This is a genomic window from Roseovarius sp. MS2 (assembly GCF_051447875.1).
Lineage (GTDB): Bacteria > Pseudomonadota > Alphaproteobacteria > Rhodobacterales > Rhodobacteraceae > Roseovarius > Roseovarius mucosus_A.
On the sequence record NZ_JBKHVF010000001.1, the window covers coordinates 4,052,754 to 4,072,788 of the forward strand.

20 protein-coding genes, 1 tRNA gene and 1 pseudogene are annotated in these 20,035 nt (G+C 62.1%); 7 read left to right on the plus strand and 15 right to left on the minus strand.

Annotated features, from left to right (window positions below):
- Positions 1-332: 332 nt before the first annotated feature.
- The 9 genes from dapD to ACLGGT_RS19845 form a co-directional block, all read right to left on the minus strand.
- Entirely contained in the window at positions 333-1,160 is an 828-nt protein-coding gene (gene dapD, locus ACLGGT_RS19805; protein WP_008282421.1) for a 2,3,4,5-tetrahydropyridine-2,6-dicarboxylate N-succinyltransferase, read from the minus strand.
- A gap of 121 nt (positions 1,161-1,281) precedes the next feature.
- On the minus strand, positions 1,282-2,265 hold the full coding sequence (locus ACLGGT_RS19810) for a DUF6976 family protein (RefSeq protein WP_219434643.1): 984 nt from the start codon (positions 2,263-2,265) through the stop codon (positions 1,282-1,284).
- Positions 2,266-2,285: 20 nt separating this feature from the next.
- On the minus strand, positions 2,286-2,489 hold the full coding sequence (locus ACLGGT_RS19815) for a hypothetical protein (RefSeq protein WP_008282423.1): 204 nt from the start codon (positions 2,487-2,489) through the stop codon (positions 2,286-2,288).
- Between the two features lie 151 nt (positions 2,490-2,640).
- Positions 2,641-2,967 (minus strand): DUF3775 domain-containing protein, encoded by a 327-nt coding sequence (locus ACLGGT_RS19820; RefSeq protein ID WP_008282424.1) that lies wholly within the window; start codon positions 2,965-2,967, stop codon positions 2,641-2,643.
- A 68-nt stretch (positions 2,968-3,035) separates the two neighbouring features.
- Positions 3,036-3,770, minus strand: coding sequence for an SDR family NAD(P)-dependent oxidoreductase (locus ACLGGT_RS19825; protein ID WP_008282425.1), 735 nt, complete (start codon positions 3,768-3,770; stop codon positions 3,036-3,038).
- Positions 3,767-4,327, minus strand: coding sequence for a DUF3833 family protein (locus ACLGGT_RS19830; protein WP_081506486.1), 561 nt, complete (start codon positions 4,325-4,327; stop codon positions 3,767-3,769). Before ACLGGT_RS19830 ends, ACLGGT_RS19825 begins: the two co-directional genes overlap by 4 nt.
- Positions 4,328-4,331: 4 nt before the next feature.
- Positions 4,332-5,573, minus strand: coding sequence for an MFS transporter (locus ACLGGT_RS19835; RefSeq protein ID WP_437197333.1), 1,242 nt, complete (start codon positions 5,571-5,573; stop codon positions 4,332-4,334).
- The gene (locus ACLGGT_RS19840) at positions 5,570-6,325 is read right to left on the minus strand and encodes a DUF1365 domain-containing protein (protein WP_437197334.1); all 756 of its coding nucleotides are present in this window, start codon (positions 6,323-6,325) and stop codon (positions 5,570-5,572) included. The genes ACLGGT_RS19835 and ACLGGT_RS19840 overlap by 4 nt, the downstream gene beginning before the upstream one ends.
- A complete protein-coding gene (locus ACLGGT_RS19845) occupies positions 6,322-7,620 on the minus strand; it encodes an NAD(P)/FAD-dependent oxidoreductase (protein WP_437197335.1) in 1,299 nt (432 codons plus the stop codon). The genes ACLGGT_RS19840 and ACLGGT_RS19845 overlap by 4 nt, the downstream gene beginning before the upstream one ends.
- A gap of 204 nt (positions 7,621-7,824) precedes the next feature.
- Here ACLGGT_RS19845 and ACLGGT_RS19850 point away from each other — a divergent pair, with 204 nt between their 5' ends.
- Together ACLGGT_RS19850 and ACLGGT_RS19855 are read left to right on the plus strand one after the other, a co-directional pair.
- Entirely contained in the window at positions 7,825-8,418 is a 594-nt protein-coding gene (locus tag ACLGGT_RS19850; protein ID WP_198133606.1) for a sigma-70 family RNA polymerase sigma factor, read from the plus strand.
- Positions 8,419-8,428: 10 nt separating this feature from the next.
- On the plus strand, positions 8,429-9,079 hold the full coding sequence (locus ACLGGT_RS19855; RefSeq protein WP_151979001.1) for a ChrR family anti-sigma-E factor: 651 nt from the start codon (positions 8,429-8,431) through the stop codon (positions 9,077-9,079).
- 91 nt (positions 9,080-9,170) lie between these two features.
- On the opposite strand, the pseudogene ACLGGT_RS19860 reads toward ACLGGT_RS19855, so the two are convergent.
- Positions 9,171-10,380: pseudogene (locus ACLGGT_RS19860) on the minus strand (bifunctional alpha/beta hydrolase/OsmC family protein).
- A gap of 191 nt (positions 10,381-10,571) precedes the next feature.
- Between ACLGGT_RS19860 and ACLGGT_RS19865 the strand changes: the two are divergent.
- Together ACLGGT_RS19865 and ACLGGT_RS19870 are read left to right on the plus strand one after the other, a co-directional pair.
- On the plus strand, positions 10,572-11,306 hold the full coding sequence (locus ACLGGT_RS19865; protein WP_437197336.1) for a GGDEF domain-containing protein: 735 nt from the start codon (positions 10,572-10,574) through the stop codon (positions 11,304-11,306).
- A gap of 80 nt (positions 11,307-11,386) precedes the next feature.
- Positions 11,387-11,605 carry a hypothetical protein gene (locus ACLGGT_RS19870; RefSeq protein WP_081506491.1) on the plus strand — a complete coding sequence of 73 codons (219 nt, stop codon included), beginning with the start codon at positions 11,387-11,389 and terminating at the stop codon, positions 11,603-11,605.
- Here the strand turns inward: ACLGGT_RS19870 and dddP are convergent.
- Positions 11,602-12,945 (minus strand): dimethylsulfonioproprionate lyase DddP, encoded by a 1,344-nt coding sequence (gene dddP, locus ACLGGT_RS19875; RefSeq protein ID WP_437197337.1) that lies wholly within the window; start codon positions 12,943-12,945, stop codon positions 11,602-11,604. The genes ACLGGT_RS19870 and dddP overlap by 4 nt on opposite strands.
- 249 nt (positions 12,946-13,194) lie before the next feature.
- Complete coding sequence (hemE, locus tag ACLGGT_RS19880) at positions 13,195-14,229, minus strand: uroporphyrinogen decarboxylase (protein ID WP_437197338.1); 1,035 nt, start codon at positions 14,227-14,229, stop codon at positions 13,195-13,197.
- A 94-nt stretch (positions 14,230-14,323) separates the two neighbouring features.
- On the opposite strand from hemE, the gene hemC reads away from it, so the two are divergent.
- Positions 14,324-15,271, plus strand: coding sequence for a hydroxymethylbilane synthase (hemC, locus tag ACLGGT_RS19885; RefSeq protein ID WP_437197339.1), 948 nt, complete (start codon positions 14,324-14,326; stop codon positions 15,269-15,271).
- Between the two features lies 1 nt (position 15,272).
- Here the strand turns inward: hemC and ACLGGT_RS19890 are convergent, their stop codons facing one another.
- Positions 15,273-16,700 (minus strand): FAD-binding oxidoreductase, encoded by a 1,428-nt coding sequence (locus tag ACLGGT_RS19890; RefSeq protein WP_081508544.1) that lies wholly within the window; start codon positions 16,698-16,700, stop codon positions 15,273-15,275.
- 103 nt (positions 16,701-16,803) lie between these two features.
- Here ACLGGT_RS19890 and ACLGGT_RS19895 point away from each other — a divergent pair.
- Positions 16,804-16,880 (plus strand) — tRNA-Met (locus ACLGGT_RS19895).
- Positions 16,881-16,988: 108 nt separating this feature from the next.
- Positions 16,989-17,594 carry a DUF1989 domain-containing protein gene (locus ACLGGT_RS19900; RefSeq protein ID WP_008282486.1) on the plus strand — a complete coding sequence of 202 codons (606 nt, stop codon included), beginning with the start codon at positions 16,989-16,991 and terminating at the stop codon, positions 17,592-17,594.
- 52 nt (positions 17,595-17,646) lie between these two features.
- Here the strand turns inward: ACLGGT_RS19900 and ACLGGT_RS19905 are convergent, their stop codons facing one another.
- Positions 17,647-18,501, minus strand: coding sequence for a universal stress protein (locus tag ACLGGT_RS19905; protein ID WP_081506495.1), 855 nt, complete (start codon positions 18,499-18,501; stop codon positions 17,647-17,649).
- 14 nt (positions 18,502-18,515) lie between these two features.
- Positions 18,516-20,006 (minus strand): SulP family inorganic anion transporter, encoded by a 1,491-nt coding sequence (locus tag ACLGGT_RS19910; RefSeq protein ID WP_437197340.1) that lies wholly within the window; start codon positions 20,004-20,006, stop codon positions 18,516-18,518.
- Positions 20,007-20,035: the final 29 nt, after the last annotated feature.

Here is a 20,035-nt window from a genome sequence, read left to right on the forward strand (position 1 = left end):
CGCGATCAGCCCTAAGGCTGAAGGATCAAAACCCCGCCCAACCGGCGGGGTTTTTCTTTGGGGGATGGCTCTTTGCCTAGCTTGCCTCGCGAAACAAGCCGCGCGGTGCCCGTCCGCCGGGTGGGCGCAGCAACAGACGTGATTGGCACTTTATGCCTGAGAAGTCTTTCGCGTTTTCAATGAGATGGGCCGTTGCAAAAGCGCCCGCCCGAGGGGGCGGGTCATGCCAGAGGCATGCCTTCGGCATGACCGCTGCGCGGCGGTGCCTGCGGCACCTTGATTCCGCGCAAGGAATATTTGGCGCAGAGGACACGCCCCTTGCGCCTGCCCTCTCAATCCCTGAGCAACTCGTTGATTCCCGTCTTGGAGCGCGTCTGCGCGTCCACCCGCTTGACGATCACGGCACAGTATAGGTTGATGCCGTTCTTCGACGGCATGCTTCCTGCGACCACCACCGAATAGGGCGGCACTTCGCCATACATGACCTCGCCGGTCTCGCGGTCGACGATCTTGGTGGATTTCCCGATGAAAACCCCCATCCCCAGAACCGAACCCTCGCGCACGATACAGCCCTCGACCACCTCGGACCGCGCACCGATAAAGCAATTGTCCTCGATGATCGTCGGCCCCGCCTGCATCGGCTCCAATACGCCGCCAATGCCAACACCGCCGGAAAGATGGACGTTCTTACCAATCTGCGCGCAAGATCCCACCGTGGCCCAGGTATCCACCATCGTGCCACTGTCCACATAGGCCCCAAGATTGACAAAGGACGGCATCAAAACGACGCCCGGCGCGATATAGGCCGATTTGCGCACAACACAGTTGGGCACGGCCCGAAACCCGGCCTCACGCCACTCGGCATCGCCCCAGCCCTTGAACTTGCTGTCCACCTTGTCCCACCAGCCCGCGCCCTGCGGCCCGCCAGCGTGGATTTCCATATCCTTGATGCGGAACCCCAATAGCACCGCCTTCTTGGCCCATTGGTTCACATGCCATTGGCCATCCGCCTGCCGCTCCGCCACCCGCAAGCTGCCGCTATCAAGCGCTGCCAGCGTGGCCTCGATCGCCTCGCGGGTCTCTCCGCCTGTTGCAGAGGTGATCGTGTCGCGCGCCTCCCAGGCGGCTTCGATTGCGGATTCTAGGGCTGCGTTTGACATGGGGCCTCCGGTTGCAATTGTCCCTCGCGGCTATAGCCAAATGCGCGCGCGCATACAATGCAAGAGACCCGCCCCGTCGTGCCATGGTCGGGGCGGCCCCAAGGCCACCCCTAGCGCCGCCTCAGGCGGCAAGATCCAGCTTGACCAGCGTCTGGTTCAACAGAACATAAGCAATCTCGCCAAAGGTCACCGGCCCGGTAAAGCCCGCCGTCAGCTTGCCCTCCATATCACCGTAAACGTAGTTGAGAATGCAGTTGCACGAATAGCTGCCCTCACCTGCGGACCCGACCTGCGTGGCAAAGGTCTTGGCATAATCCTCTTGCGCGGCCGCCAGACGATATTCCACACCCGGAAAGACCGGCGCGTAAAAGGCCACTTCGCCCGCATCCGGATCAACCGACTGGAACGACACATTGATCAGCGCGCCCGCATAATTGGCCACCAGCGGCAATTTGGTGTCGATACCCTTGTCCGTGACATAGCGGGCAAACCCAATCTCTTGGCCGTTCACGATGGCTTTATGCGCCGAAAATCCCGCCTCAGGAAACGAGAACACAAGCTCGGCATCGTCGCCTTGCTTAAAGATATTCACGATATCAAGGCTCGGTCGCATCCCCTCAGGCACGGAAACATGCAAAAGAACGGCCCCGTCCTCGTGCTTGGCACCCTGCGCGCCGTCAAAAACAGAGGGCGTCACTTTACCAATTTCGTCCAGATGCACTCCACTGATCCAGCCCAACAGCGGCTGATCAAACAGATCGGCATAGCCTGCACCATCCTCGGCGAACCGGGCATGCGCCTCGGAAAACGCCGGAATGATCACCAGAGTAACGCCACCGGCCTCATAGCCTTGCGCCAAGTTGGCAAGATCCGCCGTGGCCAGATACCGTGCAGTGGCGTGGCTTCCCTCTGGAAAGGTGGTGCAGAACAGGTGCTCACGATCCACCTTGCCCCCGGTTTCCGTCATGAAATAGACGGTGCTGCCGCCGATCCAATTGCCCTTGGGCAAAGTGCTCAACAACTCTGGCGCACCGGCAATCGACATGACCGCTCCGGCCTCGATCCGTTCTGCCGCCTCTTGGGGGGTTAGAAATTCGTTCTTCATGGGGTTTCCTTCGCAATAGGTCAGAGTTTTGCCAGCTCAGCGGCGGCATCAGAATTTTTGGCGACAAACGCACGCAATTCTGCAACGAGACCGCTTAGCTTTGCGGGCTCTGTGCGCGCCTGCACACGAAGACGATTCAAAACAATGCGGGTGGCCAGCGATGCGGCAGCCAGGTCCGTGGTCCCTTTTATGGCCCGGGTCAGGTCAGTTTCCGAAAGTATCACTGAGTGCCCTCCTTATCCGATGATCGACACAGGAGAGCGCTGCAAAAACTGCGCCAAATTGCACGGCGCACAGGTCGTCAGGGCCGCAATTCACCCCCAACAAAGGACAGCGTGGCAGATCTTAGACCACCACGCGCAAGGGCAGGATCACTCAACCGCCCCGGATCAATTCATCCTCATCATCCGATGCCGACAGGCCCAGCGCATCCAGCCCGTTTTCCAGATGATCCGACAAATGCGGCGTCCCAAGCAGGTAATCAGCACAGGGCGTGGTTGCCTCTTCATAGGCGGTGCGCTTGGCCTCAGCCAATTCCTCGGCCTCGAAACTGCCGCGCCCGATCCACATGACCGCCACCAGACTTGCCTGTTCTTCTTCGCTCAGCCGGTCGATAAACGCACGCAACTCGCCCTCGGCGCGCTCCAATTCGCGCGCCATCAGCACCACCTGCGCAATCTTGTGTACCGTGATGTCCAGCATTTTCCCGCCCTCCTGTCGCACCTATCCTACCACAGGAATGACGGTCACACAGCCACCCGTCCTTGATCTTACGCAAACAGACGGTAATAGGCCCAATCCGGCAAAAACCGTGACAAACGAAAGAGATAGCTGAACAACCGTGGAAAATGCCGCTGAAATGCCGCCTCATCACACATCAATTCGAACATCTCTTGCGCCGCCGCCTCGGGCGTCATGATAAAGGGCATGCGAAAGGCGTTCTTATCCGTCAACCGCGTCTTGATGAAACCGGGATTGGCCAGTTGCACCCGCACCCCCGTCCGCCACAGATCAGCGCGCATCGATTCCGCCAAGGACATGACCCCCGCCTTGGACGCGGCATAGCCAATCGCCCCCGGCAAGCCACGAAACCCGGAAAGCGAGCCGGTCAGCACCACATGGCCCGCGTCCCGCGCCACCATATCGGGCAAGACCGCGCCAATCACCCGCACCGCACCGGTGAAATTCACATCCGCCATGGCAACCGCTTCCTCGGGCTTCCACTCGGTCGCGGGCATCGGCCAATAGACCCCGGCCAGCCACACCAACCCGTCAACCGGCCCCACCGCGCGCGCCGCCTCTGCCACGCTGGCACTGTCGCTCACATCGACCGGCACCGCACTGGCCCGCCCCGGCAGGCTGGCAACAACCTCCTGCAACCGCTCGGCACTCCGGGCTGACACGATCACCTCTGCCCCGGCAGCGCTGATCTTCTGCGCCAGTGCCGCACCCAGACCCTCGCTCGCGCCCACCAGCCAATAGCGTTTGCCGCGCCAATCCATCATGCCTCGACCCGCCGCATCACCGCCACCAATTCCGCCACCTTGATCCCGAACTTACGGAATTGGCTGCGATTGACCACCACGCCGTTAGGGGCAAGATACATCCAGTCGGTGACGCTCAGCACATGGCCGCCCGCTTCTTTAGGCAGGCGGATGCGATAGCAAAGCCGCGCCGCAGCCCCCATCTGTTGCCCCGTTCCGGTGCCCACCAAATCGTCGGCCTCGGCCCGGATTGATCCGTCATTGCCCAACTCAAGCTGCCATTCGCGGTCCTGTGCATTGCCGCTGTCATACTCGAAATGCTCCCGCATCACGCCGCGATTGCCCTGCCAACTGGCCTCGAAATCGCCAGTAAACCGCGACGCAACCCGCCCCAGAGGTCCGTAAATCACCCCCTCGCATTTGATCGCACCGTTCAGATGCTCGCGCAGATCGAATTGCGGCCCTTGGCCTGCGTAATCCTGCGGCACCTGCGCGCCAAAGCCCGCAAACCGCTCCTTGAGCAGCACAAGCACCAGCATCGCGACCGCCCCCAACAGGGTCCATCCCAAAGCGTCCATCAGATCAGCTCCTTTCCTCAATCGGTGTTCGGGCCAAGAGCGCAATGGCCAAAAGTTTCAAGACACAGGGCACAGCCCCGTAAAGTAAGCTCAGCAAAGTCAGCGCCGCCGCATCATTATTCTGCCCGGCAGCAAAGCCGCCCGCCTCGAGCAGCGGCAACAGCGCCACTGCCGCCAGCGCCAGCGTGAATTTCGACACGAACGACCAGAGGCCAAACCCCTCCGCCGCCCCCGGCGACACCTGCGCCATCCGCCGTGCGAACAGCGCCGGCAAAAGCGTCATATCCGCCCCCATCGCCGCGCCAGAGGCAACGCAGATCAGTCCAAAGGCCCAAAGATCGCCCGCCCCCAGCAGAATCGCCCCGGCAAAGGCAGCAATCGACAGCATCATTCCCGCCAAGAGCATTCGCTTGGCCCCAAACCGCTCGGCCAAGGCGCCCCAAACCGGGGCCGCCGCCGCCGCCGACAGGAAAAAGAGCAACAGAAATGCCCCCTCCCATCCTGGTGCCTGCAACCGGCTCTCCACGAAAAACAAAAACAGCGTCGAACTCACAGCCACAGGGGCTGCGTTGACCATCGCCACCATCAGCAACCGCCGCGCCACGGCATCCCGCAGCACCGGGCCAAAGCCGGTTCCCGGCACCCCTCCGCGATCCTGCCATTGCCCGACCATCGCCAACGCCGCCAGCCCCGACAAAATCGCAAAGCTAAGGGCAAAGCCGCCAAACCCGCCCAACACCACCGGTGCCACCGCCGCCGCGCATATCCCCAACAAAGCGCCGGTTTCCCGCCACCGCGCCAGCCGCAAATGCCCCTGCCCCGGCAAGGCCGCTGCCGTCGCCACACCCTGCGCGTAAAAGCAAATGGTCAGATAGCTAAAGGCCGAAAACACCAGCACCAGCATCGCCGCAAACCACCAAAGCGGCGCGATGGGCGGCACCACGGCAAATAGCCCCAGCATCGCCGCCGCCATCACCGCCACCGCAATCCAAATGCTCACCGCACGATGCGCGCGCAACCGCTCGGCCAAACGCCCCAGCGCCGGATCCTGCACCACATCAATCAGCCGCAGCGCAAACAGCACCGCCCCCAAAGCCCCGAGCGATACGCCATATTCATCCACATAGAATTTCGGCGCATGGATATAGAGCGGCAATCCCGCCGCCGCCAAAAGCGCCCCAAAGAGAGCATAACCCGGAAGGCGCGGCGCTGCCTGCGCCACGCTCCCCGCCAGAACCGCGTTCATCGGCTCACCTCATCGGCGGGCGGCACCGGACGGCTCTGAAACCGCGCCCCTTTCCACCAAAGCTTGAGCGCTTGCCAATGGATCAGGCCCAGCACCCGCCGCGATCCAAAGGGACGCCGCAGCATGGCACGCACCAGCCCGCCCGTGGTCAGCGGCTTGCGCGCCCCCACCAGCGTGGCAATCACCCCGCCATGGCCGCCGCTGAAATCAATCCAGATCCCAACCCGATCCTCCCGCAGATCAAAGCGGAATTCATAACCGCCCTCGATCCTCAGAAAGGGCGAAACATAGAAAATCTTGCGCGCACGGATACGGTCCTCTGCGGTGATCGGCCCCATATCATCGCGATGACACAGATAGGAATGGCGATCGCCATAGGTATTCGTCACCTCGGCAATGATGACCGGCACTTGACCCGCCGCATCCCGGCAAATCCAGAAACTCACCGGGTTGAACACATGCCCCAACATACGCGGCTGCGCCAAAAGCTCGATCCGCGCGGGCGGCGCAATCTGCCGCTCGGCCAGCACCGCGCGCACCCACGCCGCCCCACGCCCCTGTCCCGGCACGCCGCCATGGTCCTTGTCCCAGACCGAGGCCAACCCGCCCCGATTGCGCCCAAAAAGACGCGGCGCGTTCACCTCTGCCTCGGCATCCAACAGCACATAATCAATCCCATAGCGAAAGGCGTTTTCAATCCCGCCCTTGCGCCCATGCCAGGTGTGGCCCGCGATATGATCGACCCGGCTCACGCCGCCGCCACGGCCTGCGGCAGCGACGCACAGAGCGCCTCAGCCACTTCCAACCCGCTCGACAGCCCATCTTCATGAAACCCGTGTCGCATCCACGCACCGCAAAACCATGTATTCCGCCGCCCGTTGCCCGCCCGAACCCGGGATTGCGCCGCGACCGCCTCCAGATCATAGACCGGATGGCGCAGCGTCACCTGATCATAGATCAAGTCGTCCCGAATGGGCCGTGTAGTGTTCAGCGTCACGAAATGCGGATCATTCTCGGGGATCGGTTGCAGGCTGTTCATCCAGTAGGTCAGATCAATCTGCCCCACCCGCTTCACTTTTGCCTCGGTGTAATTCCACGACGACCAGACCGCCCGCCGACGCGGCATCACGCTGGTGTCGGCATGCAGCACGATGTCATTGGGCTGATAGGCAATCGCCCCCAGATCACCGCGCTCGATCTCATCCGCATCCGACAAGAGCCGCAGCGCGTCATCGCTGTGCGCGGCAATGACCACCTCGTCGAACCGCTCCCACGCGCCGCCCTCGGCACGGACCTCAACGCCCTCGGCCAGACGCCGAATACCCGCCACCGGCGCACCCAACCGGATCTCGGCCCCTTTTGCGCGCAGCGATTGTTCCAACCGGCGCACATAGGCCACCGATCCGCCAACAACCGTATACCATTGATGTTGCTCACTATATCCAAGCAACCCATGCTGCTTGAAGAATGTCACCAGCGCCTGCGCCGGAAATTGCAACACCTGCTCTACCGGCATCGACCAGATCGCCCCGGAAAATGGCGTCAGGTAATAGTCGCGAAACGCCCGGCCCAGCTTCATCTTGTCAATCAGACCGGCCATCGTCAAACCCGGCTCGCTGCACGCCTCCAGCGCCCCGGCATTGAACCGGAAAATATCACGCAACATCATCCAATGCGCCGGGTTCGCCAGATTGCGCCGCTGCGCAAAATACGCCCCCGATCCTTGCAGACCATATTCCAACGCGCCCCCCCGGAAGGACGCGCCAAAGCTCATCGTGCTCGGCGTCACGGCCACATCCAACCGCTCAAAAAGCGCGCTTAGATGCGGATAGGTCGCATAGTTGAACACGATAAAGCCGGTATCAACTGGCTGATCTCCGCGCTGTCCCGCCAGGATCGTTCGCGCATGCCCCCCCAAACGGGGCTCTGCCTCAAACAGCACCACCTGGTGCCTGTCCGCCAGACGCTCTGCCGCCCCCATTCCCGATATGCCTGCGCCGATCACGGCAATTGTCTTGCGCGCGGTTGCGCTGGTCTCGAAGGGCATTGGGCGTGTCACCTGTCATTTTCTTATTACAATCCTGTTTACGGACCGGCACCGCAAACGGATTAGATTGTTTTTGTCTGCCCTTCGCGTTTTTTTCGCGCGCCCGGTGATCCACCATGACCTGCGTCGCGTAACTCGTCTATGTTGAATGATGCCACCCTCCTCTGTGACCCAGCCCCCTCGCCGGTGCCTGTCGCCCGTGCTATGAGGCGCGTGACAACGGGCAAACGGGCGGGACCGGCACAGGTGACTACGGCACGAGAGACTGAGAATACCGATTGGGTGGCCTGTATCGCGGCCATTCGCGATCACGGGGACGAGGCGGCATTTGCCCGGCTTTTTGCCCATTTCGCCCCAAGGGTGAAGGCGTTTCTGATGCGCTCCGGCGCAGATGCGACGCTGGCCGAGGAATGCACCCAAGAGGTCATGTCGACCCTCTGGCAAAAGGCGCATCTCTTCGATCCGACCCGCGCCTCTGCCGCAACTTGGATTTTCACCATCGCGCGCAATCGCAAAATTGATGCGCTGCGCAAGCAAAGACGACCCGAACCCGAGGATTTGCCTTGGGGCCAAGACCCAGAACCCGATCAGGCCGACGTGCTCGCCCTGCAACAGGAAAGCGACCAACTGGGGCGCGCGATTGCCGCCCTGCCCGCGAAACAAAGGGAATTGATCGAAAAGGCTTATTTTGGCGATCTCAGCCATTCCGAGATTGCCGCCGATACCGGCCTGCCGCTTGGAACGATCAAATCTCGCATCAGACTGGCGCTCGATCGACTGCGCCACGCAATGAAGTAAAGTGTATGCCATGACCAGAAATCAGATCACCCACCACCTGACCGACGCCCTCCTGATGGCCTATTCGGCAGGCAGCCTGCCCGAGGCGTTCAATCTCACGGTGGCCACCCATCTGTCGATGTGCGACGAGTGTCGTGCGCGCGCGGCGGCCTTTGATGCCGTTGGCGGCGCGATGATTGAAGAGACGCAAACAGCCGAGATGGCGCAGGATAGTCTTGCCGCGACAATGGCGCTCATCCGCGCCGGCAAGCCGCAGCGCGAGGCACCAGCCCAGCGCACAGGGATTTTTCCCGCGCCGCTACGCGATTACGTCGGCGGCGATCTGGCTGCGGTCCGCTGGCGGCCTGTCGGCATGGGTGTGAAACAGGCGATCCTGCCCACCTCTCGCGCGGCAACCGCCCGGCTGCTCTATATCCCCGCAGGTGCGGCCGTGCCCGACCACGGGCATCGCGGCACCGAACTGACACTGGTGCTGCAAGGGGCGTTCTGCGATCAGGTCGCGCGCTTCGGCCCCGGTGACATCGAGGTCGCCAATGAGGATCTCGATCACACCCCTGTCGCCGAAATTGGCGCTGACTGCATCTGCTTGGCCGCCACCGACGCGCCCCTGCGCTTCCGCGCCCTGATGCCGCGCATCGCACAACCGTTCCTGCGGATTTGACCCTGCGCCTGTCGCCCCTCCCCGTTCCTATCGGGCGCGGGGCCACAGGTGACAGGCCAGACCATCTCGCCCACACCGACGGGCGCGCGTCTCAGCCGATCTCAACCACCCGCGTCTCAACGCGCGATGACTTTTCCAGCGTGCGATGCACCGGGCATTTATCCGCGATCTCGCGCAGCTTCTCGCGTTGCGCCGCACTCAGATCCCCTTCCAGCCGGATCACCCGCGTAAAGACATCCACCTTGGCCTCGCCCCGCGCATCCGCATCCTGCGCATGCACCTTGTCATGGCAGACATCGACACTCACATGATCCAGCGGCCAGCCCTTGCGCCGCGCATACATCCGGATCGTCATCGAGGTACAAGACCCAAGCCCCGCCGCCAGAAACCCATAAGGCGACATGCCCCGATCCGTGCCGCCATAGGCCACCGGCTCATCGGCCAGCACATGATGCGCGGGGCCTGCGTTGACATCCTGCAAGAACCCGTCTGCATCTGCTTCACTCACCCGCACCACGCCTTCGGGGGCTCCGGGCGGCGGCGCAGGCACGCGCATATCCAGATAGCGCGGCACCCAGGCAGCAATCACATCCGCCGCATATTCGGCATCCCCCGCGCGGGAAATCAGATGATCCGCCCCATCCAGCGTGACAAAACTCTTGGGATGCTTCGCCGCCCGGAAAATCTCTGACGCATTTTCGATCCCCACGACCGCATCCCGTGGCGCGTGCAACACCAACAGTGCCTTGCGTAGTCCCGTGATCTTCGGGCCAAGCACCTCGGCCCGCACATCCTCGACAAAGCCGCGCCCAATGCGAATACCGCGCCCGCCCAGCCGCACCCTCAGCCTCGATCCGCTCCAAGGCATCCCCGAAATTCTGCGTCACATGGCCCGGATCATAGGGCGCGCCAATCGTCACAACCGCCCGCGCGCTCTTGATCCGCCCCGCAGCGGCCAGAACCGCCGCACCGCCCAGACTGTGCCCGATCAGCACATTCACCGCCATGCCGCGCTCTGCCAAGGCCTCTGCCGCCCGCTCCAGATCCACAACATTCGACGTAAAAGACGTGTTCTCGAACTCGCCCCCCGAATGCCCCAGACCCGTGAAATCAAACCGCAACACCGCGATTCCCGCCCCCGCCAGCCGTGCCGCAATCCGCCGCGCGGCCGGGATATCCTTGGAACAGGTGAAACAATGCGCAAAAAGCGCCGTCGCCAGATGTGGCCCTTCCGGCAGGTCAAGCCGCGCCACAAGATCATGGCCTGCATGGCCGGGAAACGTCAGGCGTTCGGTGGGCATCTCACATCCTCTGCGTGCTACCTCGCCAGACTATGTACCCCAACTACGGATCGCCACCCCGCCACGTCCAATGTCACGCGAAGGTGAGACATTGTGGTATTTGCCTAAAACCCGGCCTATTCCGCCGCCCGCCCCCAACCCTTCCTTAACCGGCGCGCGCGATCCTCCGATGCACAGAGGAGGGTGGGACCATGCGCAGGCAGATCGAATCGGCGGGCGATGTGCGGCGCTTCGCAGCGCTGATCTGCCTTGGCGTGCTGATTGTCGACACTCTGCTGCGGGATCTTGCCCTGCTTCCCGGCGCGCTCACGGCCGTGATGATCGCAGCCCCCCTCGCCTATGCCATGGGCCAGCGTCTCCGGGCAAATCAGCGGCACGCGCAGGCTCTCGAACATGCGCTGCACCACGATTCCCTCACCGGCGTACGAAGCCGCGCCAGCCTGCGTGCCGGCGTGCCGGGCGACACCGCGCGCCCCTGCGCCGTGATCGTGGCCGATATCGACCATTTCAAACGCTTCAATGATTGCCACGGTCATGTGGCGGGCGATCTCGCCCTGCGCCACTTTGCGCAGCTTCTGCGGGAAAATTGCCGCGCGGGCGATCTAGTGGCACGCTTGGGCGGCGAAGAATTCGTGATCCTGATGCCAATGACCAACCCGGCCAATGCCCTGCGCGCCGCCAATCGCATGGCCCGCCGCATTCGGCAGGGCCCGGTCTTTCTCCACACCGGCCCGCAGACCCTAACCGCCAGCTTCGGCGTCGCGGCCCTCCTATTGGGCGACACGCTCGACGCGGGCCTGCAACGGGCCGACCGCGCCCTCTACCGCGCCAAAGGCGCCGGGCGCGATCGCGCCTGCCTCCACGACCCGGCGCTTGACGCAGGCCCCGGACAGACCGGGGCTATCCAAATCCATCACAATACGTGATTTAATATCACTCATAAATTCGTTTTAAGAATTCATGCGACGCAATTACCTTCGGGCCATCCAACCAAAAGGATCGGACCATGCCCCAAGATCTCTGCCACAGCGCCAAAGCTCCAGCCCGCTCCCCGCAAGCCCCCGCGCTTGCCCCCATCGTGACCCTGCTGCTTGCCGCCTTGGTCGTCGCCGCTCTGGCCCCCGCGCCACCAGCCGAACACACCACGGCCCAGCCCCCCATACCCGAGGACTGGCACGGCAATGTCATGCGCTCGCATTGGACAGGCGCGGGACAGCCGCGTTAAGCGGCCCCCATCAATGCCGCATCGAACGGATAGCGCGTCAGGTTCTCATAACCAGTCTCGGTGATGAGAACCTGATCCTCCAGCTTGATCGAGAAATCATTGCCCGCCTCGCCCACCAACGCCTCGACACAAAGCACCATACCCGGCTCCAGCGCGTAATCGAACGCACCCGCCACCGCCTTATCGGCATAGGCAACCAGCGGCCACTCATCGCACAGACCCACGCCATGCATCATGCAGCCGTATTTCTGCGCCTGATACTTCTCCTCCAGCCGGTGACAGCCCGCGATCAATTCGGGGATCGTCACACCGGGGCGCAGCAGCGCCATATTCGCCTGAATATGCTCATGCGCATGCTGCATGGCGGCCACCATATCGGGGCGCGGGCGCGCATCGCCGATCCACCAGGTCCGGCTGATATCGACACAAATGCCGTAACTGCCTATCAGATCGGTATCAAAGGCCACGATCTCGTTATTCTGCACAATGCGCGGCCCACATTCCTGAAACCACGGATTCGTGCGCGGCCCACTCGCCAACAGGCGCGTCTCGATCCACTCACCGCCGCGCCGGATATTCTCGGCATGCAGCACCGCCCAGATGTCATCCTCGCTGACCCCGCCCCCCGGCACCGCACGGCGGGCAAACCGCTCCATCTCCGCTACCGCCGCCTCGCAGGCATGGCTCGCACAGCGCATGGCCTTGATCTCATCCGGTCCCTTGATGGCACGGGTCTTTTCCGTGACCTCCTCTCCTTCCATGATCGTCAGCCCCTGCGCCTCCAAGGCGCGCAGCCCGTGCAGCATCACCTTATCCACCGCCAGCCGCCGGTTGCCGGGGCAATGTTCCGCCAACAGCGCCGCCACATCGCGGGCAAAGACATCAGCGGCCACATCCACCTTGTCGCCCCGGTCGAAATAGAACAGATCCGCCCCCGACCGCGCCTCGCGCACCAGCGGATTGAACCGCGACAGAAACGGCGAATTCTTATAATCCCAGATCACCATATAGCCATCGGCACAGAGCAGCACGGCACGAAACGGGTTATGCGTATTCCACAGCTGCATATTGGTGCTGTCGGTCGCATAGCGGATATTGAGCGGATCGAACATCAACAGGCCCGCATAGTCCCGCGCTCCAATCGCCGCCGTCAGACGCTCCCATCGAAACTGCCGCATTGCCGGCAGGTCCGGCAGTTCCAGCCCCGCCGCCGCCCACTCGCCGTATGCCAGCTGTGTGGGGCCAATCTCCACCCGGTCGGCGTCATTGGGCGTGCCATCGCCCAGCGTCAGGCCACGGCTTGGATCGATCTTGCGGGTATCGCGGTAATGTCTGTTCATCGGCAGGTCCTCCGATCCTCAGACTGTGACCGGTCCCCCGCCTTGGCGCGCTCAGCGGCGACATCGCCGATGGTCGCATTTGGTGCGGGAACCGGGTGGTCGGTGGGTTATCGGCATGGCGTGCTCCTCTGCGGCCTCATGCACCCACCCTGCCGGGCAAAGGTTAACATCAGGTTCGCGCGCCGGAAAAAACCGGCGCGCCGCCCGCGAGCTTACAAAATCGCCGTGCAAACCTTACGTTTTGTAAGGTCAGCCGCCCCGCACCGTGTCGATCATCAGCTGCACATTGTCGGGGTTCGCATCGGGCGTGATGCCATGACCAAGGTTGAAAATATGCGGCCCCTTGGCAAAAGCATCGACAATGGCACGGGTCTCACGCACCAGCGCCTCCCCCCCCGTAACCATATGGGAAGACTTGAGATTCCCCTGAACGCAGCCGTCTTTTTGCACATTCTCCGCCGCCCATTGGGCGCTCACCGAATCATCCACCGCAACACAATCGGCCCCGGTTTTCGCGTGGAGTCCCCGATAGTTATCGCCCGCTTCCCGTGGGAAGGCGATGATCGGAATCCCCGGATGCCGCGCTTTCAACTCGGAGATGATCCGCTTGGCCGGTGCGACCGCATAGTTTTCGAAATCATCACCTTTCAGCGACCCGGCCCAACTATCAAAGAGCTTGATCACCTCAGCCCCAGCCTCGATCTGGGCCGAGAGATATTCAATCGTGCCTTCGGTCAACCGCTCGATGATCCCTTCAAAAACCTCTTTGTTTTCAGCCTTCAGCGCATGGGCAGGCCCCTGATCCGGGGTGCCGCGCCCGGCGATCATATAGGTCGCCACCGTCCACGGCGCGCCCGCGAATCCGATCAGCGTCGTTTCCTTCGGCAAGGCCCCGGCAAGGTTGCGCACAGTCTGATACACAGGATTTAATGTTTCGTGAATTTCCTCCACGGGCTTCAGTTTTTCCAATCCCGCCCGATCCGTAATCGTCGAGAGCCGCGGCCCTTCCCCCGTCACGAACCACAAATCCGCCCCAAGCGCCTGTGGCAAAAGCAGAATATCAGCAAACAGAATCGCTGCATCAAACCCGTATCTGCGGATCGGCTGCAATGTAACTTCGGTCGCCAAGTCACTGTTATAACACAAGGAAAGGAAATCGCCCGCCTCTTCCCGTGTCGCCCGATATTCCGGCAAATAGCGTCCCGCCTGCCGCATCATCCAAATCGGTGGTGTGGGCAGGGTTTCCCCTGCGAGGGCTCTCAGAATGGTCTTTTGCGCGGGCATCTTATCCTCCGTTTTGCCTGTGGTCGCCTTGACACTTCCAGATGTCAAGCGTCAGGCGCTTGCCACGTCGCTTTGTCACGTCTAAACCTGCGCCATGACACGTGATTTGCCCACCCCGTCCCACCCGCTCAAGATCGGCACCCGCGGATCGCCCTTGGCGCTTGCGCAGGCCTTCGAGACGCGCGCGCGTCTTGGCGCAGCCTTTGACCTGCCGGAAGAAGCCTTTGAAATCGTTGTTATAAAAACAACGGGCGATCAGATCATCGACCGCCCCTTGAAGGAGATCGGCGGCAAAGGGCTGTTCACCCGAGAGATTGAACAGGCGATGCTGACCGGCGACATCGACATCGCCGTCCACTCGATGAAGGACATGCCCGTCCTGCAACCCGAAGGCCTCTTGCTCGACACCTACCTTCCCCGAGAGGACGTGCGCGATGCATTTGTGTCGCCCACCGTGGCCTCTTTGGCCGATTTGCCTGCAGGCTCCCTCGTCGGTACCTCGTCCTTGCGGCGCAAAGCCCAAGTTTTGGTCGCCTACCCGCATCTCGAGGTCGTCGAATTTCGCGGTAACGTGCAGACAAGATTGAAGAAATTAGAGGATGGTGTGGCTGCCTGCACCTTCCTTGCCATGGCGGGGCTCAACCGTCTTGGCCGCTCCGAGGTCGCCACCTGCGCCATCGACGCCGACGTGATGTTGCCCGCTGTGGCCCAGGGAGCCATCGGCATCGAACGCCGCGCCGATGATACCCGCGCCGCCGAAATGTTGGCCGCCATTCACCACAAAGAAACCGGCCAACGCCTTGTTTCTGAACGGGCTTTTCTTGCTGCCCTTGATGGTTCTTGCGAGACGCCGATTGCCGGTCTGGCAGAACTCAACGGCACCACCCTGCGCCTGCGCGGCGAAATCCTGCGCCCCGATGGCAGCGAGAGCCTGACAGACGATCAATCCGCCCCGATCGAGGATGGGGCCGAACTTGGCCGCGCCATGGCCGCGAAATTGCTTGCGCAGGCTGGTCCGGGATTTTTTGATTGGCGCACCTAACCTATTGATCTGGAATTAGCTTTCCGGGATTCATAATCCCGTTTGGATCCACCGCCGCCTTGATTGCGCGCATCATCGCAAGGGCGGCGGGGTCTTTGTGCTCCGCCATTGCGGGCAGTTTCGACAGGCCAATGCCATGTTCCGCCGAGAAACTGCCGCCAAGGGCGATCACTTCGCGCTCCACCGCCTCTTGCACCGCCCGGCAGAGCGCCGGATCCTCCCGCGAGGGCCAGCCGACATAGTGCAGATTGCCATCCCCCAGATGCGCCACGCCAGTGTTTTCTATATTGGGATCAAGGGCTTTGCTCACACTCTCAATGCGCGCGATCAACTCTTCCATCCGGTCCGTTGCAACAGCGATGTCATTCTCGACCACCGGTTTGCGCACCCGCAAGATCTGCGCCGAGGCCTCGCGCCGGGCCCAGATTTCCGCCCGCTGCGCCTCGCTCTGCGCTACGACCGCGTCGAGAATCAGCCCTTCGTCGTAAAACCCCGCCAGAACCGCCTCGAGATGCGCGCAAATTGGCACAGCCCCTGCGGCATCCGGTGTCACATCCCGCGGCGCCCGCGCACCTAACTCGACCAAGACATTGACATCATGGGCTTTTTCAAATGGCGGTCGCATCTGTGGAAACCGCTGCAACAGCGCCGCCAAAAACGACCGCGGCATATATTCAAACGCCTCCACCGCACCGCCTGTCTCATCTTGCAACCGATTGAGCAGCCGCAACGCCACCCCAACCGATGGCACCGCCACCATTGCCGTCGCATAGGCCTTGGGGCGCGGAAAAAGTTTCAGCACCGCCGCCGTGATAATTCCAAGCGTGCCTTCGGCCCCGATCATCAGATGGCGCAGGTCATAGCCCGAATTGTTCTTGTGGAGCGCACTCATCAAATTCATCACATCGCCAGTGGGCGTGACCACTTCCAGTCCCAAACACAAATCGCGTGTAGTGCCATAGCGCAGCACATTCGAGCCGCCCGCATTGGTCGAGAGCACGCCGCCCACCATCGCCGATCCGCGCGCCCCGAAACTCAGCGGAAAAATCAGGTCTTGCTCTGCCGCCGCCGCGTGCAACGTCGCAAGGATCACCCCGGCCTCCACCACCGCCACGCGCGCCTCTGCACGGATCTCGCGGATGGCCGACATCCGGTCCAACGACAGCATCAGCGCGCTGTCTGCCACCGTTCCTTTGACAAGGTTGGTATTGCCAGACACCGGTACAATCGGCACGCGCCGCGCATTGGCCAGCCGTACCACTGCCGCAACCTCGCCCGTCGTGGCAGGCCGCACCACCGCCAGAGGGCTCCACTGGGTCAGCCCCGGCCAATCCTGCGACCACCGCGCGGCCTCTGCGCCGGTTGCCACATACGCCGGGCCAACAATCGCGGTGATCTCGTTCAGAATTGCGGGGTTACTACCTGTCATGGCAAGGATCATGAAACAAAGACCGCCCCTCTACAAGTGCGCCAATCCCGGCATTTTCGCCCTTGACGCTTGGCGCGGGCTGTCTTACCTAGCCGCACGGTTTGGCGGAGTAGCTCAGTTGGTTAGAGCAGCGGAATCATAATCCGCGTGTCGGGGGTTCGAGTCCCTCCTCCGCTACCATTATCCCCCACAAGCGCTATGCACGATCGCAAAAACGCCGCGCGATTTGGTCTTGGCATCGAACCGCAAGCTGCTAGCCTGCGCCAGGTTCAAACGAAAGGCGCAGGCATGCCCCCACCCCTCAACACCATTCCCGCCCGCCGCGGCAAGGCCACGCGCCTGAACGCCGGAGAGGCCATTCGCATCATCAACACCCATGGCGCGCAAGTGGTGGATACCTGGGCCTTCAGCGCCGATGACATGGGCGAATTCATGTCGATGGAGCATATTCGCCCCACCCTTGGCCGCATCTTTCCGACAGCGGGCGATGCGCTTGTAACGAACCGCCGCCGTCCGATCCTGATGTTCGAAGAAGACAGCTCTCCGGGCCGCCACGATACCTTGATTGCCGCCTGCGATGATTACCGCTACGGCCTATTGGGCTGCACCGACTATCACGACAATTGCACCGACAACCTGCACGCCGCCCTGCGCCAACTGGGCCTCAGCAGCCCCGAAACCCCCAGTCCTCTGAATCTCTGGATGAACATCCCCGTCGATGCAGCGGGGCACACCTCTTGGGGCACACCGCTCAGCAAGCCGGGTGATCACGTGGTGCTGCGCGCGGTGATGGATTGCGTCGTGGCCATGTCAGCCTGCCCACAGGACATCCTGCCGATCAACGGGGCCGCCTGCGTGCCGACCGAGGCGCATTTCGAGATCGTGGGACGATAACGGAATAGGGGCATCGAGCTAAGCAGTTACGCCTGCCTCGGCCCCCGATGCCTTACCGCAGCAACACAACCGGCACCTTGCACGACCGAACCATCTCGGTCGTGGTCGAGCCGATGATCAGGCTGCGGATGCGACTGTGGCCATAGGCACCCATCACCACCATATCGAAACCGGCCTCGTCCACCAGCTTGCCAAGCGCGCTCTCCGGCTGACCGGTCACAACATCGGTCTCCGCCTGAATGCCCGCCGCCGCCAACAGCGCGCGGGCATCCTCCAGCCCCTTCTTGGCCTCAGGCGTGGCCGTGCCCACCGTCACCACATGTACCCTCAACCCGACAAAAAGCGGGCTGCGCGCGATGTGATCCACCGCTTTCATCGCAGAGGTGCCACCATCATAGGCCAGCAACACCTTCTCGATGGGTCGAAACGCACGCGCCGCGACAAACACCGGCTTGTGACAGGCGCGCACGATCCGCTCTAGGTTCGATCCCAGATGCCCCTTGGCGAAATCCGCCGCCTCGCCCCGCTTGCCGATCAGGATGACGCGCGCCTCATGTTCGACCTCGGCGACAGTCTCGACAATATCGCCATGACGCAGCCGCGTGGTGATCTCCGTCACGCCCGCCGCCTCCAGCAGGGCGCGCGCATCCTCCAAAATGGCCCGCCCCCGGTGGGCCACCAACTTGGCCCGCTGCGAATCCAGCGCCGCCAACTCCTCTAACAGGGCCGTGCGCGCACCCAGACGGATCGACCCCGAGAGGTCAGAGGTCTCGGCCCCCTCGCGTCGCCCAAGCACATGCAACACCTCCACCGGCGCCCCCGTGCGCTGTGCAATCCAGGCCGCATGGTCACAGACCGAGGCTGAATACATCGAGCCATCCACCAAAGCGATGATCTTGTCTGCCATGTCTCTATCCTTCCTCAATGTGCCATCAGCTTGTCGATGGCCCCCGGCTTGTCATGCTCGGCCAGCCTGTCCACGAGGGTCTCAGAGGCCGTATTCATACCCCGGATTTCCACCTCGGCCCCATCCCGACGGAATTTCAGCACCGCCATATCCAGCGCCTGAACCGACGAAATATCCCAGATATGTGCCGCGCTCACATCAATCACGACCCTCTCCAACGCCTCACGGAAATCAAATGCATTCATGAAATCCTCAACCGAGCCATAGAATAACTGCCCCTCGACCCGGTAGATCCGTTCGCGCCCATCCTTGGAAATCTCAGAGGTCACACGGAACAGTTGCGCAATCTTGGCCGCAAAGAAGATGCCCGACAAGAGCGCCCCCACCAGCACGCCAATCGCGAGGTTATGGGTATAGACCACCGTCACAACGGTGGCGATCATCACCACCGAGGACGAGCGCGGATGCTCGCGCAAGTTCTTGATCGACGACCACGAAAACGTGCCCACCGATACCATGATCATGATTGCGACCAAGGCCGGCATCGGAATGAGACTGACAAGATCACCCAAGCCCACCACAAGGATCAGCAGAAACAGCCCCGCGACAAAGCTCGACAGCCGCCCACGCCCACCAGATTTGACGTTGATGATGGATTGGCCGATCATCGCGCATCCCGCCATCCCACCGATAAAGCCGGTGGCGGTATTGGCAATGCCCTGCCCCACCATCTCTTGGCTGCGGTTGGATTTCGTATCGGTCAGATCATCGACGATGTTTTGCGTCATCAGGCTTTCCAGCAGGCCCACAACCGCCACCGCCACTGAATAAGGCAGGATGATCATCAGGGTCTCAAGGCTAAGCGGGATGTCCGGGATCAAGAACACCGGCAGCGTATCGGGCAGCGCGCCCATATCCCCCACCGTGCGCACATCAAGGCCAAGGGTCAGGGTCAGCGCCGTCAACACGATGATCGTCACCAGCGGCGACGGCACCGCCTTGGTTACAAGCGGGAAAAGATAGATAATCCCCAGCCCCGCCGCCACCAGAACATAGGTGATCCACGTCACCGACCTTGGGTCAAGTTCCGGCAATTGCGCCATAAAGATCAGAATGGCCAGCGCATTGACGAAGCCGGTCATCACCGATTTCGACACATAGCGCATCACGAACCCCAGCCGCAGCACCCCCATTCCGATCTGGATAAGCCCCGCCAGAACCGTTGCCGCCAGCAGATATTCCAGCCCGTGATCGCGCACCAACGTCACCATCAGCACCGCCGTCGCCGCCGTGGCCGCCGAAATCATACCAGGCCGCCCACCCGTGATCGCCGTGATCACCGCAATCGAGAAACTCGCATAAAGCCCAACTTTGGGGTCCACGCCTGCGATGATCGAAAAGGCAATCGCTTCGGGGATCAGCGCCAGCGCCACCACCAGACCAGACAGCAAATCGCCCCGGATATTGCCAAACCATTGTGCCCGATAGGCATCTATTGAAATCATGTAAAATCCGTCCCTGATCCGGCCAGCCA